At 39.9% G+C, this 25560-nt stretch carries 24 protein-coding genes and 1 riboswitch; of the genes, 20 read left to right on the plus strand and 4 right to left on the minus strand.

All coding sequences use genetic code 11. From position 1 onward, the window contains the following. The first annotated feature begins 16 nt into the window (after nt 1–16). Nucleotides 17–319 carry a DNA primase gene (locus MKY71_RS07775; protein WP_339199082.1) on the plus strand — a complete coding sequence of 101 codons (303 nt, stop codon included), beginning with the start codon at nt 17–19 and terminating at the stop codon, nt 317–319. A gap of 49 nt (nt 320–368) precedes the next feature. On the opposite strand, the gene aspA is transcribed toward MKY71_RS07775, so the two are convergent. Next, nucleotides 369–1787 (minus strand): aspartate ammonia-lyase, encoded by a 1419-nt coding sequence (gene aspA / locus MKY71_RS07780; RefSeq protein WP_339199083.1) that lies wholly within the window; start codon nt 1785–1787, stop codon nt 369–371. A 213-nt stretch (nt 1788–2000) separates the two neighbouring features. Here aspA and MKY71_RS07785 point away from each other — a divergent pair, with 213 nt between their 5' ends. Both MKY71_RS07785 and MKY71_RS07790 read left to right on the plus strand, forming a co-directional pair. After that, nucleotides 2001–2543, plus strand: a complete 543-nt coding sequence (locus MKY71_RS07785) for a dehydrogenase (protein ID WP_339176217.1) — start codon at nt 2001–2003, stop codon at nt 2541–2543. Nucleotides 2544–2862: 319 nt separating this feature from the next. After that, nucleotides 2863–2942: riboswitch (glycine riboswitch) on the plus strand. A gap of 249 nt (nt 2943–3191) precedes the next feature. Then, nucleotides 3192–4529, plus strand: coding sequence for an amino acid permease (locus MKY71_RS07790; protein WP_340732097.1), 1338 nt, complete (start codon nt 3192–3194; stop codon nt 4527–4529). A gap of 458 nt (nt 4530–4987) precedes the next feature. Here the strand turns inward: MKY71_RS07790 and MKY71_RS07795 are convergent, their stop codons facing one another. Further along, complete coding sequence (locus tag MKY71_RS07795) at nt 4988–6196, minus strand: MFS transporter (RefSeq protein WP_340732098.1); 1209 nt, start codon at nt 6194–6196, stop codon at nt 4988–4990. An 11-nt stretch (nt 6197–6207) separates the two neighbouring features. After that, a complete protein-coding gene (locus MKY71_RS07800) occupies nt 6208–7479 on the minus strand; it encodes a sugar-phosphatase (protein ID WP_340732099.1) in 1272 nt (423 codons plus the stop codon). Nucleotides 7480–7693: 214 nt separating this feature from the next. Between MKY71_RS07800 and MKY71_RS07805 the strand changes: the two genes are divergently transcribed. The 17 genes from MKY71_RS07805 (at nt 7694) to MKY71_RS07885 (ending at nt 24732) form a co-directional block, all read left to right on the plus strand. Beyond that, nucleotides 7694–8242, plus strand: a complete 549-nt coding sequence (locus MKY71_RS07805) for a GNAT family N-acetyltransferase (protein ID WP_339199090.1) — start codon at nt 7694–7696, stop codon at nt 8240–8242. 201 nt (nt 8243–8443) lie between these two features. Beyond that, entirely contained in the window at nt 8444–9349 is a 906-nt protein-coding gene (locus MKY71_RS07810; RefSeq protein WP_339199092.1) for an ABC transporter ATP-binding protein, read from the plus strand. Continuing rightward, the gene (locus MKY71_RS07815) at nt 9336–10274 is read left to right on the plus strand and encodes an ABC transporter permease (RefSeq protein ID WP_340732100.1); all 939 of its coding nucleotides are present in this window, start codon (nt 9336–9338) and stop codon (nt 10272–10274) included. Before MKY71_RS07810 ends, MKY71_RS07815 begins: the two co-directional genes overlap by 14 nt. Nucleotides 10275–10532: 258 nt before the next feature. Further along, entirely contained in the window at nt 10533–11264 is a 732-nt protein-coding gene (locus MKY71_RS07820) for a GntR family transcriptional regulator (RefSeq protein ID WP_340732101.1), read from the plus strand. Beyond that, a complete protein-coding gene (locus MKY71_RS07825; protein WP_340732102.1) occupies nt 11261–12430 on the plus strand; it encodes an iron-containing alcohol dehydrogenase in 1170 nt (389 codons plus the stop codon). Before MKY71_RS07820 ends, MKY71_RS07825 begins: the two co-directional genes overlap by 4 nt. After that, nucleotides 12403–14151, plus strand: coding sequence for a thiamine pyrophosphate-binding protein (locus MKY71_RS07830; protein WP_340732103.1), 1749 nt, complete (start codon nt 12403–12405; stop codon nt 14149–14151). The genes MKY71_RS07825 and MKY71_RS07830 overlap by 28 nt, the downstream gene beginning before the upstream one ends. A gap of 3 nt (nt 14152–14154) precedes the next feature. Next, on the plus strand, nt 14155–15084 hold the full coding sequence (locus MKY71_RS07835) for a bile acid:sodium symporter family protein (RefSeq protein WP_340732104.1): 930 nt from the start codon (nt 14155–14157) through the stop codon (nt 15082–15084). Beyond that, nucleotides 15081–16034 (plus strand): SDR family oxidoreductase, encoded by a 954-nt coding sequence (locus MKY71_RS07840; RefSeq protein ID WP_340732105.1) that lies wholly within the window; start codon nt 15081–15083, stop codon nt 16032–16034. The genes MKY71_RS07835 and MKY71_RS07840 overlap by 4 nt, the downstream gene beginning before the upstream one ends. 197 nt (nt 16035–16231) lie before the next feature. Beyond that, nucleotides 16232–17464: a DNA polymerase IV gene (locus MKY71_RS07845; RefSeq protein WP_340732106.1), complete on the plus strand. Its 1233-nt coding sequence runs from the start codon at nt 16232–16234 to the stop codon at nt 17462–17464. A 156-nt stretch (nt 17465–17620) separates the two neighbouring features. Further along, a complete protein-coding gene (locus tag MKY71_RS07850) occupies nt 17621–19105 on the plus strand; it encodes an MFS transporter (RefSeq protein WP_340732107.1) in 1485 nt (494 codons plus the stop codon). A 118-nt stretch (nt 19106–19223) separates the two neighbouring features. Continuing rightward, the gene (locus MKY71_RS07855) at nt 19224–19673 is read left to right on the plus strand and encodes a protoporphyrinogen oxidase (protein WP_339199109.1); all 450 of its coding nucleotides are present in this window, start codon (nt 19224–19226) and stop codon (nt 19671–19673) included. Beyond that, nucleotides 19674–20612, plus strand: coding sequence for a TRM11 family SAM-dependent methyltransferase (locus MKY71_RS07860; RefSeq protein WP_340732108.1), 939 nt, complete (start codon nt 19674–19676; stop codon nt 20610–20612). A gap of 128 nt (nt 20613–20740) precedes the next feature. After that, on the plus strand, nt 20741–21175 hold the full coding sequence (locus MKY71_RS07865; RefSeq protein ID WP_339176250.1) for a MarR family winged helix-turn-helix transcriptional regulator: 435 nt from the start codon (nt 20741–20743) through the stop codon (nt 21173–21175). Nucleotides 21176–21252: 77 nt separating this feature from the next. Then, entirely contained in the window at nt 21253–22236 is a 984-nt protein-coding gene (locus MKY71_RS07870) for a ring-cleaving dioxygenase (RefSeq protein WP_340732109.1), read from the plus strand. Nucleotides 22237–22269: 33 nt separating this feature from the next. Beyond that, nucleotides 22270–22872, plus strand: coding sequence for an alpha/beta hydrolase (locus MKY71_RS07875; RefSeq protein ID WP_340732110.1), 603 nt, complete (start codon nt 22270–22272; stop codon nt 22870–22872). Nucleotides 22873–23911: 1039 nt separating this feature from the next. After that, a complete protein-coding gene (locus MKY71_RS07880; RefSeq protein WP_340732111.1) occupies nt 23912–24346 on the plus strand; it encodes a hypothetical protein in 435 nt (144 codons plus the stop codon). Between the two features lie 215 nt (nt 24347–24561). Beyond that, nucleotides 24562–24732 (plus strand): hypothetical protein, encoded by a 171-nt coding sequence (locus tag MKY71_RS07885; RefSeq protein WP_340732112.1) that lies wholly within the window; start codon nt 24562–24564, stop codon nt 24730–24732. A gap of 219 nt (nt 24733–24951) precedes the next feature. Here MKY71_RS07885 and MKY71_RS07890 read toward each other — a convergent pair whose 3' ends face one another. Continuing rightward, nucleotides 24952–25551, minus strand: coding sequence for a hypothetical protein (locus MKY71_RS07890; RefSeq protein WP_340732113.1), 600 nt, complete (start codon nt 25549–25551; stop codon nt 24952–24954). Between the last annotated feature and the right edge of the window lie 9 nt (nt 25552–25560).

The raw sequence follows: 25560 nt of genomic DNA on the forward strand, positions 1-25560 counted from the left end.
ATGAAGGAGGATCTTTATGATTCGATCTGTTGGCACAGGGAGTTCAAGTTTAAATAATCAGACACGTCCCCGAAATTTACAGCAACAAACTACAGCCTTCCCGAAAATCGGTGAAGAACAAAGTGTCGCACGAGAGCAGGAAAAGCTGCGAACTGATGAGGCCGAAAGAGGACCAGTAATGGTTGGAGTCAAACCGAAAGCACAGCTGAAATCCATTTTTGATGAGCCAAATGGTGTTGTGAAACTGAACGCGGACGGCGACAAATTGGAAGTTAGTAAGCGTGCAATCTCACTCGCAAAAGAAGTGCTCTATACGTAAAGAAAAAAGCTCCGCCGGAAATATTTCGGCGGAGCTTTCGTTTTACATGTTATTGTTGTTTTTCAAATGCACGTTCACCAGCAATACCTGGTTGCGTTAATTCGAATGGATTTAAAATAATATCGAGCTGCTCAAGTGTGAAATAGTTGTACATTAAGCAAAGTTCGCGTACAGATTTACCGCTATGCAGTGCTTCGCGTGCAATTTGGCTTGAACGTTCATAGCCAAGGTGCGGCGCAAGTGCTGTAATAACACCGATTGAACGCTCTACAAAATCATGCAGACGCGCTTCATTTGCTTCAATATGATCCAGGCAGTATTTTGTAAATACTGTGAAGCCGTTTGTCATAATTTCAATTGACTGTAGCAGATTAAATACGAGAACTGGCTCCATTACATTCAGCTCAAATTGTCCTGCTTCTGAAGCAAGTGAAATCGTTACATCGTTACCAATTACTTGGAACGCGATTTGGTTGATAACTTCCGGCATAACCGGATTTACTTTACCTGGCATAATTGAAGAACCTGGTTGACGTTCCGGTAAGCGGATTTCTGCGAAACCGGCTTTTGGACCTGATGCCATTAAGCGTAAGTCATTACAGATTTTCGACATATTCATCATGGCGATTTTTAGCATGGATGATACTTCAGCATACGTATCGGTGTTTTGTGTACCATCGATTAAATTGTCTACTTTAATGAACGGGAAACCACTATAAGTCGCGATGTTTTCTACTGCCATTTTCATATATTCAGGGTCCGCATTCAGGCCTGTCCCGATTGCAGTTGCACCGATATTGATTTGCAGCATTGTTTGCTGCGCTTTTTTGATTCGGGCGATATCACGAGAAACAACGGCAGCATAGGCACCGAATTCCTGGCCTAAACGTACTGGTACAGCATCCTGTAAATGCGTACGACCCATTTTAACGATTGAATCGAATTCTACTGATTTTCTGATGAAGCTATCGCGCATCATTTCCATTGCCATAATTAAATTATTTAATGTAGAAACTGTTGCAATGTGGATAGCTGATGGGAATGCATCGTTTGTTGATTGCGCCATATTGACATGGCTGTTAGGACTAATGATTGAATAAGTACCTTTTTCTTCCCCTAAAATTTCAAGTGCCCGGTTAGCGATTACTTCATTGGTATTCATGTTCATGGAAGTACCTGCTCCGCCCTGAATTGGATCTACAACGAACTGGTCATGTAATAGTCCTGAAATGATATCATCTGATGCTTGTGCAATTGCATTAGCAATTACTGGATCCAATTTGCCGATAGCAGCATTTGCAAGTGCTGAACTTTTCTTTACGATGGCAAATGCACGAATTAATTCAGGGTGCATTGTCATTTTAGTAATCGGGAAATTTTCTAATGCACGAGTTGTTTGAACGCCGTAATAAACGTCCTTTGGAATTTCTAATGTGCCTAAAAAGTCTTTTTCAATACGTGTACTCATTTGTACAAACCCTCCAAGAGAATGGTGTAATAGTTGGATAAACAACTACATTATACGCCATATTATAATAAAAGCTTACTTGCTGAATTATTAGTTTATTTAACGTTCTCACGTAAGTTTAAATTAACCAATATTAACAAATATAATGAGGGAAATTTCGAAACTTTTTTACTTTTTATACGACTAATTAGGAAAGGGATGAGGTGAATGTCAATGAAGAGATGGTTAAGTTATATGCTGGTCATTGGAATGATCTTAGTTCTAGCGGCATGTAATACAAAAGAAAATGAAAATGAAACATCATCCGATCCAACCGAACCTGTACAGAAAGAAAATGATGAAAATAAAGTAGATTATGAATTACTGTTTCATTTAGATACGATACCTCCTGAGGTAGGTACGAGTATTTCAATTGTCCAGGATGAAAAGCTGTATACGACTTGGGCCGATATTTTTGGCTTTGAATCCGTTCCACCTGTCGATTTTGAATCAGAGGAAGTACTGTTTGTCACAGGGTATTCGGATGGTTGTGGAAGAGAAATTGAAAAAATCGAAAAAGATGGGGATACTTTAGTCATTACGTTAAACTATCCGGAAGATCTTCGCAGTGAGGAAGACATCGCCTGCACAGAAATAGCTTTGGACAATACGTATGTTGTCAAAATGAAAAAAACCGACACAACAAAGGGTAAGCTGATCGATATCAATCGAACAATCTATGAAGAGGATAAAACGGTTCAGGAAAAATTGAAGTAAACAAATACAGTAATACGAGGGCTACCAATTCCTCTATATAATATTACACTGAAAATATTGAATTTTCGGTGTAATATTTTTTTCGTCATGATTTTTCTGCAAGAAGAAAACATTATGTTGGGAATAAGGTTAAATTGCTATTTAGATAATAACCGGCTCCGAACTTCCATTGTAAGACGGGCAAAAAATTGGTAGTATGAATTATCGTACAATAATAGTATTGAACGCGAACTATAGGGAATTGGAAGATGCCAAGGACCTATAGGCAACTAATTGCATACATATCAAGCGTTGATCGTCGTGGATAAAACTACTGGCGGGAGCAGTTTCTGGAGAGAGCGCGATAATCCGCGTCGCCGAAGGGTTCACAATCTCAGGCAAAAGGACAGAAGAGTAATGAGAGACGCTTTTCTTTAATAGTGGATGTAAATTCATTGTTTATAGAAAGGTACTCGATAGATGTCACAGATTTTTGAAATCTGGACGCGATTTTACAGAGGTGAAATCGATTATTCTTAGACACAGGGACTGGCATAATATCAGTCCCTGTTTTAATTCCAGAAAAATTTACTTGATGGACCGCGATGATGTACTTATTATTTTGCGCTGTGTAAACAGACAAAATACTTATCCTTTGGAGGAATCGTTTTGGAACAACAAGAATTAAAGCGCGATCTGAAAAATCGCCACGTTCAGTTAATCGCGATTGGAGGAACAATCGGAACGGGGTTGTTTTTAGGGTCAGGTAAAGCGATCTCACTTGCAGGACCTTCTATTATCTTTGCATACTTAATCGTTGGAACCGCACTATTTTTCGTCATGCGTGCACTTGGCGAATTGCTTTTATCAAAAGGCGGCTATGCTTCATTTACCGAGTTCGCCACTGAATACTTAGGGGATTGGGCAGGTTATATTACCGGCTGGACTTACTGGTTCTGCTGGATTATGACGGCAATGGCGGACATTATCGCTGTCGGCATGTACACGCAGTACTGGTTCGATATCCCGCAATGGGTACCGGCTATTGCATGTTTAGTCGTGTTACTTATTTTGAACTTATTGACAGTCAAACTGTTCGGAGAGCTGGAATTTTGGTTTGCGTTGATTAAAATTATCACAATTGTGGCGTTGATCGCGATAGGTATTGTGTTATTGATCATTGGCTTTGAAACAGATACAGGCAAAGTGGCTGTATCGAATTTATGGGAGCATGGCGGATTATTCCCGAATGGGGCATTTGGATTTTTAATGGCGTTCCAAATGGTAGTCTTTGCATTCGTTGGGGTTGAATTAGTAGGGGTAGCGGCTGCTGAAACGGCAAACCCGCCGAAGAACATCCCATCTGCCATCAATAAAATTCCCGTTCGAATACTGCTGTTTTATGTAGGGGCATTATTCGTCATTTTAACAATCAATCCGTGGGATACATTAAGCGCAGCAAGCTCGCCGTTCGTTCAGGTTTTCGCATTGGTAGGGATCCCGATTGCTGCAGGGTTAATTAACTTTGTTGTACTGACATCAGCTGCTTCTGCAGGGAATAGCGGGATGTTCTCAACGAGCCGAATGCTGTTCAGTTTAAGTAATAATAAACAAGCACCGAAAGCTTACGGTAAATTAAACAAAAATGCGGTGCCGCAAAATGGTCTGTTATTTTCTGCAGTTGTCGTTTCAATCGGTGCACTGCTAAGCTATATGATGCCGGACGATGCATTCAGTATCGTGACAACAATTAGTGCGATTTGTTTTATTTGGGTTTGGAGCATTATTCTGATTTCGCATATTATTTACAAAAAGCGTCATCCGGATTTACATAAAACTTCAATTTTCAAAGCACCTTTAACACCATTCATCAACTATTTAATATTGGCATTCTTTTTGTTTTTATTAATAATTATGGGCATTTCCGAGTCTACAAGAACTTCACTGCTCTTAACACCGTTATGGTTTATCGCGCTATTTGTTCTTTATAAGATTCGTAAGAAATAAAGAGTCGAAAAAAGCATTTTTCTTTTAGAAAGATGCTTTTTTTCATTGTGAAATTGATTTCCATTCCGGGGGGGGCGAATTTTATTAGAACAATAGAGTGGTTTATTAGAAGAAATTTAAGTGATATTAGAAGAACCGGGCTGGTCATTAGAAAATCCTTAAATTTGAGGTCTAGGACAGTCTTTTTAGCGGGTAAAATGGGCGAGAAGAAGCCGTGTCTGAATTTTATTAGAACATTTGTGCGGTTTGTTAGATAATCGAGACAGGATATTAGAAGAAGTACATACTTTATTTGAACATCCTGGACACATATTAGAACAAACCGCACTTATATTAGAAAATCGGCAATATATTAGAACAAATAAAATTATATTGGAACTTCTGTGGATATATTAGAAAATCCGGCCCCTCTCCCCGCTGCACAAAAGTTCAACCCGGCGCAATAGTTCCATAAGTAATCAAGTGAGCTCCTCCTTTGTCAATAAAGTTTTGTTATTCAACAGATGGAAATAGACGATACATGCAATGACAACGCCAATCAAAGCGAAGATGCTTGTTGTCAGCTGAATTGTGTAGATTTCCGCCAAAAACCCGATGATCAAGGTTAAAGAGATTTGCATCAAGCTTTCAATCAATCCTAATGAACTGCCGAACCGTCCCATTATTTCAGTCGGGATTGTTTGCTGGTAAAATGTCGCGTAGCCTGCATTGCTGAACGCCATGAACAGTCCGAGTAGAATAAATGCAGCGACCGCAATCATTAGATTCGACGAAAAGTAAAATATAAAGTAGGAAAGTAATGTACATGTAAACCCGACGCCGATGTACGAGACGAGCGACAGTTTTTTCACGAATCGGGCAGCCAAATAGCCACCGACAATGGCACCGATTCCTGTTATTCCTACAATGATGCCGTATACAGAATCCGTCACTTTATGAAAGTCTTTTAAAAACGACATTTCCTGTGAATCGAGGGAAAAACAAATCATCAGTGCTGTTGAATACAAAACGAAAAATTTAAGCAGCGATTTTCGTTGCGAGATAAACGCCCATACCATTATAAAATCATTTCGGATAACAGAAAGTGTGAGTACAGTTGACTGGGTGGACGACTTGATCTCCTGATTTGGCAGTAGATACATCATAAATGCGCTAAACAACAGCATAAACCCATTCACCCACATCGCCGTCGCAGTACTGCTCATGGCGATAATGGCACCACTTAGCGCAGGGCCGATCATAAAGCTCCCTGAACCGAGCATGCTGTTGATCGCGTTAAAACGCAGGCGATCATTTGGTAAAACAAGTTTTGTAATCATAAATGTGCTGCTCGGATTTGCAAAACAGACGGCGATATTGGCCAAAAAGATCAAACAGTAAATAAGCCAAATTTCCGAAAGCAGCGGCATCAAAAAGACAATCCCGGCGCGGAAAACATCACAAACAATCAAGATCATCCTTTTATTCGTTCTGTCGACGATCGAGCCGGCAAAAAAGCTGCACAAAATGCGGGCAATCGGACCAATAATATAGATGCCCGCGACAGCAGCAGGTGACTCGGTCAAATGCCAGACTAATAGATTGAGTGCGATCAAGTAAATCCAACTGCCCAGTTTTGAAGCACCAAACCCGAACCACAAATAAAAATACTCTTTTTTTAACTCCAAATCCTAACCCCCTAGCTGCTCATTCGCTGCCGTATTTTTTCACTTGCATCTAGTGCCTGCTTAAAGCAGTGGCTTGCCTGTTTATAGGCGTGTAGCTGCTCGTAAAACCCTGCCCATAATGGAGCATAGAACAGAGTTAATGAATAATACTGCTGTTCGCTGAAATGTGGAAAAGCTTCCTCCTCCAGCAATTTTAAGCCGCGGATCGTAATCTCATCTTCAACCGCATATGCTAGCAGTCTGCGCTGATAAATATGATGAAGTACAATAAATTGCTGTTCTTCATAGCGTTTCAACAGGATATGCAACTGATCGAAATCCTTTTGCGCAAAGCATGTGCGCATCCAGTTAATGGCTGAATGCAAATCTTCATCATAGTCATTTGCCGATTTATAATGTTTGGCTGCTTCTGTAAAGTTTTCCTGGCATTCGTAACAATACGCAATATTGTTATGCAGTGAGCTCCATTGCATCGGTGTTTGAATGGAAGGGACATTCGCAAGCAGATTGAGCCCTGCTTCAAACTCCTTTAGCGCTTCCTGGAATCGATGTGCATCATTGAAAATTACACCCTTCATGGAGTAAAGCTTCAGCTGAAACAACGGTTTATACTGGTGGGTGAAAAACTGCTGTGCCATTTCAATATGTTCGAGCGCTTTTTGCAACTTGTAGCTTCGGTGATTCGCAAAAGCGATATGATAATGGTAGTTAGCCAGTTCAAAAGGATGAGCATTGGATAAAAATTGTGACAGTTGATCGTTCTCTTCTTTAATAGACAACTGCTCAAATTCCTGAAAAGAAAGATGCCCGAAAGCGGTAATCGCTACAAATAGCTGGGTGATCCGGTCTTTCTTCCAGCTGATGAACGGTTCCATTTCAAGAAGGATTGTTCTCGCCTGATCATCTTCTTTTATCGAATATAGGAAGCGAGCATACACAAGCTTTGCCATCAGCTGCTGTTCAAGTGGCTGTTCATCATTTTGCATAGCGGTTAATTGTTCAATTTCATCTGCAGTAAGCTCTATATTCGACAATAATTTTTCGTATAACTGCTCCAAAAAAGTTGTTTGGCCTTGGAGCTGTTGTTCTAGCTTATTCAAATCGATGCCCAGATTTTTAAATAGCTGCTCATACATCGAATGCTCTGCGACGACGATTCCGTTTTCAATCCGGCTTAAATATGAAGGCGTACAGATGCCGAAAGCTACGTCATCTTGTTTTTGCTTCTTTTTTTGCCGATAATATTTTAATAACTTTCCCCAAGCTTGTTCATTAGTTTCCATAAAAACACCTCACCGTTAGTTTACCAAAATAGTAAGCAGGAATATTGCGAATTTTCTTTAGAAAGTGCACAATTAACGGTACGAAAATGGTAAACTTACACAAATCTTTAATGGTTTACATATTTTAATTGCATATTCGGAAATAGCTCTATATGATAAGAAAATAAAAAAGGGTTTATTGTTTTAAATGGGAGCTTAGATTGGAGAGATAGTAATGTTCTTTTATGAAGTAGATAATGAAATACAATTAAAATTAATTACACAAAATGATGCAGAAGAAATCTTTGCTTTCATTGACCGTTCACGTGATTATTTACGTGAGTGGCTTGGTTGGGTAGATAATACGAAGACTGTTGAAGATACACGTGATTTTGCCGCGATGAATTTAAATAAATTCGCAAAGCGTGAAGGTTTGGATACAGCGATTTTTTATAAAGGGCAATTTGTCGGGAAAGTATCGATTAATACGATTAACTGGTCTCTGAAAAAATGCGAGATCGGCTATTTTTTAGATGAAGGATATCAAGGGGAAGGCATTATGACACGTGCTGTAAAAGGCATCATTGATATCGCCTTCAACGAATATAAACTTGGAAAAGTCGAAATTCATGCTGCTGTTAACAATACGAAAAGCCGTCATATTGCGGAACGTCTTGGTTTTATGCATGAAGGGACAATCCGTCAGGCGGAATGGTTGTACAATCATTATGTCGATCATGCAGTCTATGGTCTGTTGAAAGATGAATGGGTTGGAGAATATTAATAACGGGTTTCACCTCATCAGAAATACTTGATGAGGTTTTTTTTCGCGATAATTATAATTTCATGAAACTTTTTCCATACTCACCCAGTATAGTAATTAGAATCTATTACATGTGAAGTCATCCGAGTCACTACATATAGCATCAAGGTACGCCAAGCAATGCTTGTAATAGAAGAAATAGCAGAAAGCAGGTGTGGACAATTGTCACAGCCAATTGTGGAAATTAAAAATTTGAACAAAACAATCAAGGGCAAACACATTATTAAAGACTTGAACCTGGACTTTTATCCGGGTCAGATTACCGGATTTTTGGGACCAAATGGAGCAGGTAAAACTACAACAATCCGCATGATGACGGGGTTAATGTACCCTTCAAAAGGTGAAGTAATCATCGATGGAAAACAGCTCTCGACAAATTATGAAGAAGCAATCAGTAACATTGGTGTAATCGTAGAAAACCCGGAAATGTATAAATATATGTCAGGGTATAAAAACTTGCAGCACTTTGCCCGAATGCATAAAGGTGTAACAAAACAGCGTATTGATGAAGTTGTAGCGCAAGTTGGTCTGCAAAATCGTATTCATGAGAAAGTGAAAACGTATTCGTTAGGGATGCGTCAGCGTCTTGGACTTGCCCAGGCGATGCTGCACCGTCCAAAGTTCTTAATTTTGGATGAGCCGACAAATGGTCTGGATCCTGCTGGAATCCGTGAGTTCCGTATGTATTTACGTAAAATTGCTGCGGAGGACAATGTCGCAATCGTTGTATCGAGTCACCTTTTATCCGAAATTGAATTAATGGTAGACCGGATCGCAATTATTCAAAATGGTGAGCTCATTGATATTCGTGAACTGCAACATGTCGAGGCATCGCAATATTATATTGAAGTTGGTCAGCCGGATCAGCTGCTGGCGATGTTTGAAGAGCCGTTAACAAAAGAAAATGGCGGCTATGTCGTCAATCTGACAAAAGAAGAAGTGCCTGCACTTATTCGTAAACTAGTTGAATCGGGCATTGATCTGTATACGATTCAGCCGATTCAAAAACGTCTTGAAGATCAATTTATCGAGATGACAGGTGGAGGTGCAATCGATGCAATTCGTTAAAAATGAATGGATCAAAATGTGGTCGCAAAAAAATGCATGGATTATGAGCGGTCTTTTAATCGTGTTAATCGTATTAGTTGCAGGAATGAACAAATATTATGACGTGGATTCAAGCACAAAAGAAGCGCGTTTAGCAGCAAATGAAGAACTATTGGCACATCCGAAAGAAATGCTTGCTTCAGGAGAATTAATGCCGGAAGATGAGCAATATTTCAAGGAAGAAATGGCGATGATCGAATACCGTATCGCCAATGATTTACCACCAACAAATGCAATGACATTTACGGAGCATATGGACTTATCGTTAACATTGACGATTATGGTAACAAGTATTTTCACTGTCGTTATTGCGGCAGGTATCGTTTCATCTGAGTTTGGTACTGGTACGATTAAAATGTTATTGACTCGCCCAGTAGCACGATGGAAGATTTTACTTTCAAAATTGGTTGCTTCGATTCTTTATGGTATTACATTATTTGCTGTTGGAATCATTGTGGCAGTGATTGTCGGAATGGCATTTTTCGGTACGGACAGCGCCATTGCATTGTCGATTGTAGATGGGCAAGTTGTACAGGAAACAGTGCAGAATACATTTGTCGAAACGACACTTTACTCACTTGGTTCAATTATCATGACAATCTTATTTGCATTCATGATCGGTACGATTTTTGGTTCAAGTACGTTAGCGGTAAGTTTATCGCTGTTCATCTTATTGATGGGTTCTACAGCGACAATGTTTATCGCCCAATATGATTTTGCGAAATACATTTGGTTTGCGAATGATTTATCGTATTATGCACCGGGAAGTATGCCGATGATTGAAGGCTTAACGTTTACGTTCTCGTTAATCGTTAACATCGTATATGCGATTATCTTCCTGGCGATCACGTTCGGCTACTTTATGAAGCGTGACGTGACAGCGTAAAAATTATTAAAATAATTCAATATAGCAAAAAAATATAATTGATCAAATTCCTCATTCCTTTATCTGTAAAGATTTAGGTAATGGGGAATTTTTATTTTTATTATTTTTTGGAAATAATAGTGTGAAATATTATAGAAGAATCATATATTAGAAAATTCTGAAAACTTATTGTGATTAATGGAAACTATCCCTATAATCAACTTTACAAAGTGAACTGGTACGGACGTTATGATGTGCGGACCAATGGAGGTGGGTACGATGAACTTTGAAAATCATATTCCGTTACATATCCAGTTAAAGGATTTATTGAAAACTGAAATTGTTGAAGGGAAACATGTGGTGAAAATTCCGAGTGAACGTGAATTAATGGAGCGCTTTTCTGTCAGCCGGTCAACGGTAAGAGAGGCGGTAAAACATTTGGTACATGACGGGGTACTGAAAAAAATTCATGGAAAAGGGACGTTTATTACGAAGAATAAGACGGTACATGACTGGCTGAATTCTTTGAACAGTTTTACAGATACGGTCAGGCAAATGGGAATGAAACCTGGTGCGAAATTGCTTTATGCGAAAAATATTGATAACTTTCCGGAAGCAAGTGCGATATTAGGGCAATCCATATTATTTGGGATATCCCGAGTACGAACAGCTGATGACCAGCCAATCTCCATCGAACGGCATTTTTATCATACGCACTTAGGAAATCAAATAGCCGCACACGATCTGAATGAAGCGACAATCTATGACATTATCGAAAAAGAATTGAATATTACAATGGTCGAAGCTGAACAGACGATTCGCTGTAGCCCAATAAGTGAAGAAGATGCGAGACTGCTCGATGTGAAGCCTAATACGAATGTTTTAAATATTGAACGGGTCATTTTGGGGGTGCAAGGTGAAGTGATTGAGTACTACAGTAGTTTGTTTCACCCAGAGCTATATATGTTGAAACTGAAAACTAAGAGAACAGCAGGAGGTGTGACTTCTTGATTAATGAACTGTTTCTACCGAAGAAAATTGTTACGGGAATCGATTCATTTCATCAATTATCAGCGGAAATTGCTCAACAAAAGATGAAGAGGCCATTCATTATTTACAGCAAAAGTGCATTAGGTGGTCAATTAAATCGTTTGAAGCAGGAAATCCCGGATGTGCACTTCTATGAAATTTCTAAAGGCGAGCCAACAACAGTTGAGCTGCAACGGGCATTAGCTGAGCTTGGAGTAAATAACTGTGATGGTGTTATAGCAATCGGTGGCGGGAGTGTCATTGACTTGGCGAAAGCAGGGGCTGTTTTTGCGGTGCATCCGAAATTAAGATTAAACGATATTCCGAATTTGACTGAATTGCACCGCTTGCCGTTTATCGCCGTTCCTACTACGGCGGGGACGGGTTCTGAAGCGACAAAAGTAACGGTCATTACAGATGAAAGAATTCAAAAGAAGCTTAATCCTGCACATCCGAGTTTTATTCCGGATGTCGTCATTTTAGATGCCATGCTTACGGTAGATGTGCCGCCATCCATTACTAGTTTTACAGCGCTCGATGCATTAACACATGCGATCGAAGCGTTTGTTTCAACAAAAGCAAATGCGATGAGTGACTTTTTCGCAAAAGAAGCAATCTCCTGTATTTCAAAAAATATCGAAACGGTTTTTGAACAGCCGCACAATTTGGAGGCGAGACAACAATTATTAATGGGGAGCTTTTATGCGGGGATTGCGTTTTCCAACTCTTCGACAAATTTGGCACATGCAACAGGTCGTGCACTCGGTGTGAAATTCCATATGCCGCATGGACAGTGTGTTGCCCTGATGCACCCGTTTGTCATCCAATATTCACTGGAAAGCGCGTATGAACGTTACGAGGAAATAGCAAAAATAATCGGCTTAAATGGAACTCAATTTTTAAGCGGGTATTTGGATGAGTTGAACAGAAAACAGCACATTTGGAAAAGCGCACAACAAATAGCTCCGTTGTTGACAGATGAAGCGATCGAACAACTCGCGGAGCAGGCATTATCCGGAAATGGCATTTTAACGAACAGGAAAGTACCGAGTAGTGAAGAGATTGAAGTGATTTTTAAACAATTAAGAAAGCGTTTACAAATTGAAGGGGGAATTGTGGAATGGCAACAATGTCAGGTGGAGAAGTAGTAGCAAAAATGTTGGCAAAAGAAGGTGTGGATAACATCTTCGGGATTATTGACGGAACGTATTTCGGATTTTATTCGAACTTGCAAAAGAATGGGATTGAGCTCATATCACCCCGTCACGAAACAAGTGCGGCCCATATGGCAGGCGCTTATGCGCGGGTGACAAACCGCCTGGGTGTATGTATGGCAAGTAATGGACCAGGTGTTGCCAACATTCTGCCGGGACTGGTTGTAGAAGAAGCTGAAGGGAATCGCGTGTTGTGCATTACAAGTGCGAGACGAACAGGTATCATGTATCCGGATCGTGGCGGCACGTATCAATGCTTTGATCAGACTTCAACAATTAAACAGTTTGCCAAATGGAGTGAAGCAGTACCATCCTTTGACCGGATTCCTGAAATGCTACGGATGGCCCTGCGCAAATGCTATGAAGGGCGTCCGGGTGTCGTTCATTTGGATATCCCGGAAAACATTATGAATACGAAAGTCAGCTGCGAATTGAATTTTTGGGAACCTTCCCAATACCGCATGCTGGAGCTGCCGAAAGCATCGAACTATCAAATCGAACGTACAGCCGAATTACTGAAGTCAGCTACATTCCCGATCATCCATGCCGGCAGTGGTGTCATCCATGCAGGTGCAAAAAAAGAACTGACTGAAGTGGCGGAAAAACTGCAGGCAATGGTTACGACGAGCTGGGCAGGGCGTGGTGCGATGAGCGAGGATAATCCGCTTATGATGCCAATGGTGCATATCGAAACAAATAATAATGTCCGAAACGATGCGGATGTTGTTTTAGTATTGGGGTCCCGTCTCGGTGAAACGGACTGGTGGGGGAAAGCACCTTACTGGAATGCACATCAAACGGTCATTCAAGTAGATTTGGAGCCTTCCATTCTTGGGGCAAATAAACCTGCCGAGCTATTGGTTCAGGCAGACATTAAAGCATTTCTCCAAGAGCTGTTAGTTGTTTTAAACCGAGATACGGAAAGCGTAATGGATACAAATCGAAAACAGATGATTGAAAAACATATTGCATCGAAAAGGGCGCACCGCAAAAAATTGAATGAGCATACAGCGGATAAAAATTCACCATTAAATCCGGCACAAATTCCGCATATGGCCAATCAAATTTTTCCTAAAAATACACCACTAGTCATAGACGGCGGCAATACAGCCATATGGTCGAATTTCTATTATGAAGTGAATGATGAGATGCCGCTTTTATCGACATTTAAATTCGGCATGCTCGGTGCTGGTGTCGGTCAGGCACTCGGTGCAGCTGTTGCCAAGCCGGACCAGCCGGTTTTATGCATTATCGGTGATGGGGCAATGGGCTTCCACCCTCAGGAAATCGAAACAGCAGTGCGCAACAATCTGCATGTCGTCTATATTGTGCTTTGTGATAAACAGTGGGGCATGGTGAAAATGAATCAGCATTTTGCGCTAAGACCGATTAAAACGATGTTGAAAAAAACGTTGGATCCGCATGAAAGCATTAATGCCGATTTAGGTGAGATTCGTTTTGACCTCGTTGCAAAAGCGATGGGGGCACACGGTGAATATGTAGAAACGTTTGACCAGCTGGAGCAGGCACTCTTAACTTCTATTTCAGTCGGAAAGTGTACCGTCATTCATACAGAGGTCGACCCTGTCAAGCATATGTGGGCGCCAGGGTTACGTTATTTCAAAGACATGCATGCCGAACCGAAAGGAAAATAATGTATGGGAATCGATACTATTCAAATCAACTTTAATGAGACAGCCTTGTTAATTATGAACATCGTCATTGGATTTATCATGTTTGGCGTAGCGCTCGATCTGCAAGTTTCCGATTTTAAGAGATCGTTAAAGACGCCCAAACCGGCATTAATCGGCCTTGCTTGTCAATTTTTCCTGCTGCCGGCGATTACATTTGTTCTTGTCAGTATCATTCAGCCGATTCCGAGTATTGCGTTAGGACTGTTTTTAGTCGCAGCCTGTCCGGGAGGTAATTTATCGAATTTTTTAACGCATTATGCTAAGGGCAATACACCTTTGTCGATCAGCATGTCAGCCATTTCCACGGTTTTGGCGATTGTTATGACACCGCTCAATACAATGTTTTGGGCATCCTTATACGGTCCGACGAAAGAAATTATGACATCGTTCAGTATTAGTGTTGTCGATATGTTCACGACGATTTTCTTTATGCTCGGTCTGCCGCTAATTATCGGGATGTATATTCGAAAAAAATTCCCGAAGTTTGCAGCCCGTTTCAACCAGATCATGATGAAACTTTCGATTGTCATTTTCGTGCTTTTTGTTGTCATTATGGTAGCGAATAATTTTGATGCGTTTATTAATAATGTTGGGGCGGTTGTTTGGGTCGTGATCCTGCAAAATTTACTGGCGATTTGTATCGGCTATTTCTCTTCCCGTGCATTAAAAGTGAACGAGCGTGACAGAAGAGCGATCGCCATCGAGGTCGGTATTCAAAATTCGGGTCTCGGCCTTGTGCTAATCTTTACCTTCTTTGGAGGTTTAGGCGGTATGGCGCTTGTTGCGGCAATGTGGGGAATCTGGCATATTATTTCCGGTTTAGCAATCGCAACATTCTGGTCAAGGCGCGCTCCCGAAGCGATTGTCACAGTTCAACAGGAGGTCAAGGCATGAACGTATTAATTACTGGGGCGGGCGGTTATTTAGGTCAACAGCTCGTCCGTCATTTACTGGAGTCTACAAATTATTCCATTATAGCAGCTGATACTCGGGATACATCTCCTTTTGAAGCGCATCCTAATCTGCACTATATCGTGTTGGATGTCCGCTCAGATGAAGCGAAGGAATATTTTGAACAATATGATGTGGATGTCGTTGTCCATTTAGCATCGATTGTTACCCCGGGTAAGAAAAGCAACCGGGAATTCGAATATTCTGTAGATGTATTAGGAACGAAAAATATTCTGGAAGCATGTGTCCAGACAAATGTTAAGCGGATTGTCGTTTCATCCAGTGGTGCGGCTTATGGCTACTATGATACCAACGCCGAATGGATAGAAGAAACAGACCCAATCCGGGGCAATGAAGCATTTGCCTACTCTTATCATAAGCGGTTAGTGGAAGAGATGCTTGAGCAGTACCGCTCGCAATATCCGCAGCTTGAACAGATAATTTTTAGGATCGGAACGATTTTAGGGGAGAATGTCCGCAATCAAATTACGAATTTGTTCGAACAGAACATGGTACTTGGTGTCGCCAAATCAAAAAGTCCATTTGTTTTTATATGGGACCAGGACGTCATTTCCTGTTTTGCGAAGGCCATTGACAGTGAGGTGACAGGTATTTTCAATCTGGCTGGGGATGGTGCTGTCACAATTGATGAGCTTGGTATTTTGATGAATAAAAAAGTAGTGAAAATACCGGCGCCGGTTATAAAAGGGAGTCTGTTTATTTTAAAAAGGCTGAAGTTAAGTCAGTACGGAGAAGAACAGGTTGACTTCCTGCGTTATCGCCCGGTTCTGAACAATAAAAGACTGAAGGAAGTATTTCAGTATGTTCCGCAAAAATCTTCGCTTGAGGTATTTGAATATTACTGGCAGCATCGAATGAAAGAGTTGAAATAGCATAGATGCGGTTGAATATTGTGTTGATCCGGAAGGTCAGATTTGTATCTGAAATTCCGGTTTTTTTATGTTCTGCTTTCGGTGGCATTATAAAGTAAGGTTTCCTTTTATTTATTGAGTTCAGCGTTTACCCCGTACCAATAATAATGTAGTAAAATAGTATTCATAACAATCTGCTCAGTTTAGGAGGTGGGGAAATGGCAGCGAGAATTATTTTCCATTTAGATATGAATAGTTTTTATGCATCGGTCGAACAGGCACATGATCCGAGTTTAAAAGGAAAGCCGATTGCTGTAGCAGGAAATGCAAAGGAACGACGAGGTATTATCGTAACAAGCTCTTATGAGGCTCGTGCAAAAGGGATTTATACGACGATGAATGTCGGGGAAGCAAAGCGTAAATGTCCTGAACTGCTGTTACTGCCTCCTGATTTCCCAAAATACCGGGCAGCCAGTGCGGCAATCTTCTCCATACTCCGAAGCTATACGGATCTAGTGGAACCTGTATCAATTGATGAAGGCTATTTGGATGTGACGGAACGCTCGAAATCACAGCATCCGCTCCAGTTAGCCGAGGAAATTCAGCAGCGTATTTTACATGAGCTTGACTTGCCGTGTTCGATCGGTATAGCCCCTAACAAGTTTCTCGCCAAAACGGCTTCGGATATGAAAAAACCGCTCGGAATTACGATCTTGAGAATTCGCGAACTGCCGGAACTTTTATGGCCGCAGGAAGTCGTGACAATGCATGGGGTAGGGGAGAAAACGGCGAAGAAGTTAAATACGATGAATATTTTTACAATCGGTGATTTGGCGCAAGCGGATGAACGGCTGTTAATCCGGAATTTAGGGAAAAACGGGGCTCGACTTATCAAGCGTGCAAATGGTATTGATTCGCGGCCTGTTGACCCGAATGCTATTTTTGATACAAAAAGTGTCGGGAACTCGACGACACTTCCAAGAGATGAGACCGAATACTATATTTTAAAAGAAACGTTTGAAAAGCTGAGTAAAAGTGTATCAGAACGTCTGAAAGTAAAATATTTGGCTGGGACAACCGTGACGATTCAAATACGAAATTTCGACTGGCAGAATGTATCGCGCAGTAAAACATTGCGAAACGCAATCAATCAGGCAGATGAAATATTTGAAATCGCGTGGAAGCTGTTTACCGAACACTGGGATGAAACGCCTGTCCGACTGATTGGCATTACCGTTTCCAATGTTGTCGATCAATCCGAATTGACCCAGCAGCTAAGTCTGTTTAATTTTGAACAACATATTAAAGACGAGCCGATTTTGGAACTGGTCGATAATATTGAAAAGAAGTTCGGAAAAGGAACCATTAAACGCGGTGTCCGAGTGAAATCAAAAAGCTACGCCTCAAAAACAAGCTTCAGCAAGGACTTTCTGGAGGATCATCTGAATTGAATGCAAGCTGGGTTAAAGTGGAAACTTTATACAGCTTGCAATGTTTAAATTCTTCGAAACTCGTACATAGTATTATGAGAATAATTTTCATTTAGTTAGGTAACTACGAAAAACCCATGCTATAATAGGGTTGATATTAAGCTTCAGGAGGACAATATGAGTATTCATCCGATCCGGTTTTTACGAATAATGGGCTTACTCGATGGGATTTCGCTCATTACGTTATTACTTATTTCCATGCCGCTTAAGTATTTCGCAGATTTACCGCAATTTGTGACGGTAAACGGCAGCGTACACGGCGGTATTTTTATGGTTTATTTTCTCGCAATCGTCATCGTTCAACTGCGCATTCAATGGCATATTGGCTGGTCATTGTTAAGCGTACTGGTCGCATTTATTCCATTTGGCAATTTTCTATTCGACTATCAACTGAAAAAAATGCAGCCATCATTACATACAAAGCCATTTCCGAAACATTGGCTCGTTTATGCCATCATTTTCTTCTCCTTTTTCGATCTGTTTGTCCAGCTGCCGATTATGAGTACATATGCATTGTCGGTCGGAGCGACAACGTTTATCGCAGGGATAGTCGTAGGACTTTATTCGTTTATGAATACATTCGGCAATATCTTTTCAGGTATTTTTACCGATAAAATTGGCGCCTTTCGCATTTTGCTATTTGGCTTGTTAACGTCTGCGATTTCACTTTTATGCTACCAGCTTGTCGATAATGCGACGGCTCTTTTAATCGTCCGTTGTATTCACGGGTTTAGTAGCGGGTTTATTACTCCAGCGGCCTTTACATTACTGGCGAATATGCGAGCAGCAAACGAACAGGGGAGCGGCAGCGCGGTGACAGGTTCATTTGTCGGCATTGCAGCGATTGTTGGTCCGGCTTCAAGCGGTATTCTAGCAAGTAAAATTTCCGTCCCAAATGTGCTTTCAATTGTTGCACTTTATGGGATTGTCCTATTGGTCGGCCTAGTGCTGTTTTTACGTAAATCACCGTTACCAAAACGGGAAAAGCAGCAGGCAAAAGAAAAGTTGAACTGGAACAGCGGTATTTTAAAAGCATTTGGCGGCGCATTTTTCCTCATGTTTTCACAAGGTGTTCTCGCCTATTTATTGCCGATTTATGTACAGGATCTAGGGTATGACTCCAGAGTATCTGGTACATTACTAAGTGTATTCGGAATTGTTGCTGTTCTGATATTTATCTTACCGACGAACAAAATTTTCGATTATTTGAATCCGCAAGTGACATTGTTTGCGGGAGTGCTATTACTTGGACTTGCTCAAATCGGAATCGGTCTGACATCTGAAATGACTTTGCTTTATGCAATACTGGCACTTTACGGAATCGGGTTTGCATTTTTATTCCCTTCTATTAATGCGATATTAATTGAAGCAACGACTGAACAGACGCGCGGCAAAGCGTACGGCTATTTTTATGCGTTTTTCTCCATTGGCGTAGTCGCAGGGTCTTCACTTTTAGGTGCACTAGATTTAGTAGGAACATCCGGCTTTGTATTTACAGGAACATTATTATTTAGTTTCTGTATGGTTGTGCTCTATTCATTTATGAAATCAGGCGCGGCATTTGTGAAGGTTCAGCATAAGGAAAAAATGCATCATTCATAAATAGAAGGTTTTCCGTTTTGAAAGAAATTTCTTTCTAATGCGCTTTAAACAATAGTCATGTATACTGGACTAGGTGATTTTTTAATGGGCGAATATGGAATCGAAAGGAATTATAAACATGGTACAATTACATTTAGAAGTATTAGAACGATGCAGTAAAGAAACAGAAGATACAATTACAGCGGAAAGTAATGCATTTGCATCAACACCGATCCACTATTTAAAGGACAATCAAGGTGAATTTATTTATGTGGAATGTGCACAATTCAACGATATTCGCATCGATGCGGTAGCACTTGAATTTGATGATGCATTTAATCTGTATACGGCATTATTCGGCTTAAAACTTCAAAAGAAACACGGTGAAGTCATCCGTCAATATTTAAAAGACAATGTCAAATCTGCATTAGGAAGCAGCAGTGCAGCGTTCTCCGGTCAAGAAGGTCTTTGGGAACTGAACATTGCGGTTGACTGCATAGAAGGCTTCCATGAGAAGATGACGATTACAGAAGTTTGTGAAATGCTTTACCAATTTGTTGCGCAATTAATATCGATTGTCGAGAAATAAATGACGCAAAAATATTTATATAGTTTTACATGGCAAAGAGATGAATATGAACTTTCACGTTTGGAAATGCGCACATTTTTTAACTTTCAAGTGGAAGAAAATGTTCTGATCAGCCAAGAAAAAATAGAGCCGAGCCGTAGTCCGTATATGCGTTCAAGGTTAGCCGTATTCCTGGAAGCGAGTTCAATAGAGCAGCTGGTAGAAATGGCGACTAAGCTGGAGCTTGGACAAAAGACGTTCAAAATTCACTGTTTAAATAATAGTGATGATGCGATTAAACCGAAACTTAACCGTGCGATTCGAAACGATTATATGATTCGCCTCAGCTCGGTCATCAATGCTGAACCGGAACTCGTAAAACCGGATGTAGTATTGGGTCTTGTTCTTCACGAGGAGCGTTATTATTTAGGTGAGCTTACATATGGGGAAGCGGTTTGGCTAAAGCATATGCAAAAACCTGAGATGTATTCTACGGCACTGAGTACACGGGATGCCCGTGCGATTGTCAATATCGCGGTACCGTTTCCGGACGGATTAAAAGTGATCGATCCTTGCTGTGGTATCGGTACAGTGCTTGTGGAAGCGATGAGTATGGGGATTGAAATTGAAGGTCGTGACATCAACAAACGGGTTGTATGGGGTTCCCGAATCAATCTTCGCCACTTCGGCTACGAACCGAATGTAGAGATCGGTCCAATTGAAGAGGCAAGTGAAGGCTATGATGTGGCGATCATTGATATGCCGTACAATTTATTTACGCATATTACGGGTGAACTGCAGCAAAGCATCATTACAAATGCCCGTCGGATTGCAAAACGGGTCATCATTGTAACAATCGAATCGATGGATGATAAAATCGACGAAGCCGGTTTAACGATTATCGATCGAGCCGTTTTGAAAAAGGGTAAATTTGAACGCCAAGTTTTAATATGTGAATAGAAGAGACGTTCCAACTCAGTGTAGTACTGAGTTGGAACGTTTTTTAATTGACACTGTATTTTATACATGGTATATTTATCTCGAATTAAAGATAAATGAATTCGTGATAACAGGAAGGAGGCAACTTTATGAGTAAATATGACAAACAATTAAAAGCATTTACTGTTTTGCATCGGGCTCAGACTTCCGTTCAAGAAGCAACGAAAAAAGATATCCAGCAGCATGATCTGAATTTAACGGAATTTGCCGTGATGGAATTGCTTTATCATAAAGGAGATCAGCCTATCCAAATCATCGGTAAAAAAGTATTGATCGCTAGCAGCAGCATCACGTATGTCGTTGATAAACTGGAGAAGAAAAATCTCGTGGCACGTGTTGCCTGTCCGACCGATCGCCGGGTTACTTTTGTTTCATTAACAGATGAAGGTAGACAGATGATTGAATCGATTTTCCCGTCACATGAAGAGAAGATTGCATCGATTTTTGATGTGTTGTCGGATGAAGAACTGCAAAATTTAACAGACTATTTGAAGCGTGTGGGGCACCATGCGAACAAATTTTAAATTGATTAAAAGCATCGGAATCGGTGCATTTTTCTTAAACTAATATCTCGATATCGAGAAAAATGGAGGTAATACAAATGAATCACATTAAAGGTATACACCACGTAACAGCCATTACAAGCAGTGCAGAAAAGAATTACGAATTTTTCACATATGTATTGGGAATGCGACTAGTGAAAAAAACGGTTAACCAGGATGATATCCAAACATACCACCTGTTTTTCGCGGATGATAAAGGTTCTGCAGGAACAGATATGACTTTCTTTGATTTCCCAGGTATCCCGAAAGGCCGTCACGGTACGGACGAAATTTACAAAACAGCTTTCCGTGTTCCAAACGATGCGGCACTGGAATATTGGGTAAAACGATTCGATCGCCTGAAAGTACAACATGAAGGCATCAAACCATTGTTCGGTAAGCAAACATTATCATTCGTCGATTTCGATGACCAGCAATACATGCTTATTTCAGATGAAAACAATGAAGGAATCGCTTCAGGTACACCTTGGCAAAAAGGTCCGATTCCATTAGAGTTTGCGATTACAGGATTAGGTCCAATTCATGTACGTGTTTCGAATTTTGATTATTTCAAGGAAGTTCTTGAGAAAGTATTAGTGATGCGTCAAACAGGAAAAGAAGATTCATTGCACTTATTTGAAGTAGGGGAAGGCGGTAACGGAGCATCTGTAATTGTCGAGCATAATACAGTGCTGCAGCCAGGCCGTCAAGGTTTCGGTACAGTTCACCATGCGGCATTCCGTGTTGAAGATACAGCCGTGTTGCGTGAATGGATCGGCCGTCTTGAAAGTTTCGGGTTCGGTACGTCAGGCTATGTGGACCGATTCTTCTTTGAATCACTTTATGCACGTGTCGCGCCGGGGATTTTATTTGAATGGGCTACAGACGGACCAGGTTTCATGGGAGATGAACCATATGAAACAGTAGGGGAAATCCTGTCATTACCACCATTCCTGGAGAGTAAACGCGATTATATTGAAAGTGTTGTCCGCCCGATTGATACGGTACGTTCAACAAAAACAATCGAAAAAGAATACGAATAATTCGACTAACAAACTGAGAATGGAGAATGTCCGATGAACTATATTTTTAATCAAGGTAAAGAAGATAAGCCGGTATTTTTATTGTTACATGGTACTGGCGGGGATGAAAACAGCCTGCTTGCACTGGCAGAAATCATTGATCCGGAAGCTTCGGTGTTAAGTGTGCGCGGCAATATTTTAGAACATGGTATGCCACGATTTTTCCGCCGTTTAGCTGAAGGCGTGTTTGATATGGAAGATTTGGCTTTCCGTACGAAGGAACTGTATGAATTTATCGGCGAGAAAGCAAGTGAATACGGCTTTGCCCGTCAAAACATTATTGCGATCGGTTATTCAAATGGTGCCAATATCGCAGCGAACCTGTTATTTGAATATGAAAATGCATTAAAAGGGGCGGTTTTGCATCATCCAATGGTTCCGAATCATGATACAACTGTGGCGAAACAGGCCGGCACGCAAGTATTTATCGCAGCCGGAGTGAATGACCCGATTTGTCCTCAGCAAGAAGCAATCGATCTGGAGCGCTATTTAACAGACGCAGGAGCAAGCGTGACATTGGAATGGGAATCCAACGGTCACCAGCTGACAATGAATGAAGTACAAAAAGCGAAGGCATGGTATGAACGCACGTTTTAATTAAAGGTTGTTACAACAAAATATACTGTCATATTATGACTGTTCAAGACGGAATCCAACAGGGTTTCGTCTTTTGTTATTCAATAATCGAGCCAAGATTGTGGAGGAGCATTTTTTCTTTGGGGGAGTGTTAAAAAGATGCAGATTTATAACGACAAAAGAATGGCTATATAAGTTTTTATGCAAATTAAAGATAATACCCAGCGAGTATAAAAGCTACTTTAGTAACGTTTCATTGACTTGCATAAAATCGCGTATAAACAATGTTCAATAAGAAAAGCGAGAAACGTTATTAAATCAACGTTTCCCGCATTTTGGTGTATTCCCAAACTTTCATTTGGCAACGTTTATTAAGTTTGTTTTGTATAGCGTATAAAAAACGATGCAACAAAAAGCTAACTAATCGTTGACTTAATTTTTACATTTTTTTCTTGTGTGTTCTGATTTTTTCCCTTCTTACTTTGATAATGTATTGCGACTATAATTATCGCCTGTACAGACATCGCAAGAACTAAAAAAAACAAGTGTGTAGAAACGTGTGTTAGCAATGAAAAAACATAGAATATTGGTGCTGATGAAAGATAAGATACATATTGATTTTTAGTTAATAAGAATATAATCGTCGAAGTGCAGGAAGTAACTAGTAAAAGTTCCAGTAATAATGTTAATGAATTAAAGTCTAAGTAATTTTGAAATTCATTTATATATGACATACAAAATCCCCCTTTTTACTCCATATATTCAATATTACCCCTAAATTATCCTACTTGCGTTTCCAATTCTTTTTGAACTAACCTGCTTTGTTAAATTAAGAAGAAACTTCCGCAAGCGATGTTTGGGAACAATCTGCTCTTAACGTTGTAAATCCACATTTTACTGACGCTACCCCGATATGGTCCATAAATTTAGTAAATTCTAATGATACATCGTACTGGTATTTCCGCATAAATCTGATGGGACCTCTTGATGAATCTTTTTTGCTTTGGAATTCGTATAACAGATAAATGAAAATAATGCTAAAAAAGGAGGAAGATTGAATATGTCAAAAAAAACAGTGGTCATATTGCTTGGTGGGATACTATTGACTTTAATTTTGGTATTTACTTTTCTGCAAAAGAACAACAATGTTACAGCGGAATGGGAAGGATTTTATCTAGAACAAACAAGCAAAACAAGTTTTACGCAATACGCAATCGAATCTATTGATGGAACGCTCGAAATAAAAAATTCATTTATACCCTCTCCCCGTATTGATGGTTCTACCAAAGAAGATTTCAACAAGCATATTACAATCACTGAAACGAAACTAATTCCTGGGGAGTATAAAAAGTACAGTGTATTAAAGAACAAAGACACTTATACAATTAAAGTAAAAGGAAATCCAAAATTCAGTTATACTTTAAATAAAGTTGCACCAAGAAAATATATAGGTGAAGATGGGATTGAATATACAACTAGTTTATATTTGGAATAACTGCCTCCAGATCATTCACTTTCCATCGAGTAAATGAAATTTAAGAAACGTAAAGATTCCCAAACCGACGTTTGGTACATAATTATCTAGTCCTGTACTCAAACTCGTATTTGTGCTTCTTTTTATGTAAGGTAGTATACTAATTAAGATTGTGAAAGAAAGATTACGCTAAAACTATCGTTCAGTTTTTTTGAACAAGGACGAGGAGGTAACATATGAAATTTGTTCTATTAGGAATAGCAATTATACTTTTTGGTATTGCCATTATATCGGCGTATAGTTCAACGGGACTTGGATATTCAAGTGGAACAAAAATAGGATTTGGAATTTCTTGTTTAGGGTTATTGATTTCAATAGGTGGGTGCTTTTTTAAATCCGAAAAATAATTCTTATTGTACTTACAGAGGTGTTAGTACAGTAATGGATATTCCACAATCTGGGCGCATTCTTCAATAAGAAAATCTCGTTTTTCCGTTATAGGGCAAAATTGTTGTATAAGTAATTAGCTCTTATTTAAATTTAAATAAAATAGACAGTAGATAAAATCGAGATCTTCGACATGTCTACCGTCTAAAGGGGACGAATAACTTTCGGCATTTTCACTCTCAACTGCTGGTTACGAATTTTTTTACTTCCGAAGCCTTATTACCGTTTAATAAATGTGTCACACCATATACTTCACCTTTTCCCTTATGATTAATGGCTACGTCTAAATCATTGATAATTTGCTTCATGTAATCGAATGCAATACGCGTATTTTCATCAGTAGGTGCCCATTGATCAACTAAATCTGTTGATTCTATAGCTTCACCATTAGGATCTAAATGTACCGTTCGGGCAGCTTGTTTATTAGATATATAGCTGGTTAAAAGGAACAAAGTTGTATAATCTTCTTTCAATTCTTTATTTCCTTTAATTACATCGATTGGTGATTCTCTATCGACTACTAGTGACTTCAAATAATACTCGAAACCTTCATCGTTATTCGCTTTTTTCAATTTTGGGTCGTTCAACGGTTCGGAAAGTAATACGTTCATCTCTGAAACCCATTCTTTAATTTCAGCATGATAAATTTGAGATTCAGATGCTTCTACAAAGTTTCTATTTGTTGCTTCATCTTCGTCACTTGAAAATTTAAGGACCCCACTGAGTGTAACCATAGTTATAACGACAATAGCAGAACCGAATAAAATTTTTGTTTTCATGCATAAACT

The sequence above is a fragment of the Solibacillus sp. FSL W7-1324 genome (genome assembly GCF_038008025.1).
Taxonomy (GTDB): domain Bacteria; phylum Bacillota; class Bacilli; order Bacillales_A; family Planococcaceae; genus Solibacillus.